At 63.9% G+C, this 1,717-nt stretch carries 1 protein-coding gene; it reads right to left on the reverse strand.

Features of this window, described 5'->3' with window-relative positions:
* Positions 1–233: 233 nt before the first annotated feature.
* On the reverse strand, positions 234–1,613 hold the full coding sequence (locus DU490_RS16895) for an IS1380 family transposase (protein ID WP_114575380.1): 1,380 nt from the start codon (positions 1,611–1,613) through the stop codon (positions 234–236).
* Between the last annotated feature and the right edge of the window lie 104 nt (positions 1,614–1,717).

Genomic DNA, 1,717 nt, shown 5'->3' on the forward strand with positions numbered 1-1,717 from the left:
CCCTCCTAATTCATCAGGGTGTCGAATGCGGGGGCTGAACCGAGGTGTTGCCGACACCGATCCACTGCAACGTCATCGAGCCGCTTGATCACCAGGCAATCTATTCCTCATCTGACTTACGGTACGGCTATCCATAACCTATAAGCATCAATGTGGAGCGTCGGCGCAGCCGTGGCTGCCGACCGCCGTGGTGGTCGCCTTTCCTGATGCGTGCGTTGTGGTGTTGCCGGGTGTCAGGCTAGAGCCGTCAGCCTCGGCAGTCCCTTCAGCAAGGTGGGCCACCATTTGTCGGCCGCGTCGCCCAGATGCACGGTGATCCGACGGGCGTGCACCGACAACGTGGCGGCGACCTTGAGCACCTGCTCGCGCATCCGCATCAGGCTCCACCCGCGCTGGGTTTGCTGCTCTAACAGACAGCGCAGGCCATGCAGCACCTGATAGGCATAGAGGCTCAGCAGCAAGCTCACTTCGTTGCGGTCCATCACGTCCTGGACGGTGGAGGCGCCGCGATCCGTCGAGGAGAGGTGCACGTCGAGCGCCGACTTGACCTCACCCATGTGCGCCTCGGCGCTGCCGCGTTTGCGATACAGCGCCAGGACCTTTTCCGGCGGCCAGTCGAACTTGCCGAGGTTGGTGACCAGGAAGAAGGCATGCAGCAGCAGATCATCGGGGCGTTCCTGCACCACCAGCACCACGCGGCGTGGCGTTGGCCAGGAACCGGCTTGGTACTCAAGATCGTGGCACCACTCCCGAGGCTGCTCGGGTGGCCGGCCTCGTGGCCGCTTCAGGTACGGCGCCGCCAGCTTTTGAAGGCCCGGATGGCCGCGTAGCCGGCCCAGGTACTCGATGTTGCGTTCCTCCAGGGCCTCCAGTGTGTCGTTGCCGGTGAAACCGGCATCGATGCGTACCCGTACCTTGGCCCCGGTGCTCTCGTTGAGCCGCCGCACCAAGTGCGGGATCCAGGTGTCGGCGTGCTCGGCGGGACCGGCGTTGCCCTCGCGCAGCAGGCCACCGACCATGTCGCCGGTCTCGGCCAGCGAGGCAATCAGCGGCGAATAGATCCGTGCACCGACATGGCCGTGGTAGACGGAGCCACCCTGATGGCCGTGAACCTCGATCGGCAGGCCGTCGATGTCCAGCGTCAGATGCGTGGGGCGCTCACCGCCGTTCAGCGAGGTCAGTCGCCAGACCACCAACCGAAGCAGGCCCTCATGCAAGGTATCGATATTGTCGTGGTGGGCCAGGCACGCCAGGAGCCGCGACAGCGTGGCTTGAGACGGCCGGCCCTGTGCCAAGGGCGTCGTGCCACGCGCGTCACTGCACGCCAGTTGCCAGAGCGGATCCCGTCGCAGCGTGGTGGTATCGCTCAGGTCGATCCAGCCCATGGCGCGTTGCAGCACCACGGCGCGCAGCTGACTGGCCAGTGAATGCCGGATGCGCAGCGGGTCGCGCCGATCAATCAGATGGTCCTCCAGCGCGTCTACCACGCCGCTGTTGTCGAGGGCTTCGCGCAGCAGCAGAGCACCGCTGTCGCTCGTGGTGTGCTGACCGCTCATTTCGACGCGGATGGACCCGTTGCAGGAGGGAATCCAGGGAGCTACGATTTCACCCATAGCGAATGGCCTCTTGGAATCGTGTTCTTGCCGGAACTGACTGATTCTATTGAGTTTACCATTCGCTATCTTCGTTTTCAGCACTCCCTCATGAATATCCAGGG

Origin of the sequence: Halomonas sp. DQ26W (genome assembly GCF_003339685.1) — a bacterium.
Taxonomy (GTDB): Bacteria; Pseudomonadota; Gammaproteobacteria; order Pseudomonadales; family Halomonadaceae; genus Halomonas.

Excerpts from the sequence above, each read along its gene's own strand:
- DU490_RS16895 (WP_114575380.1), bottom strand. The coding sequence starts at position 1,613 with ATGGGTGAAATCGTAGCTCCCTGGATTCCCTCCTGCAACGGGTCCATC.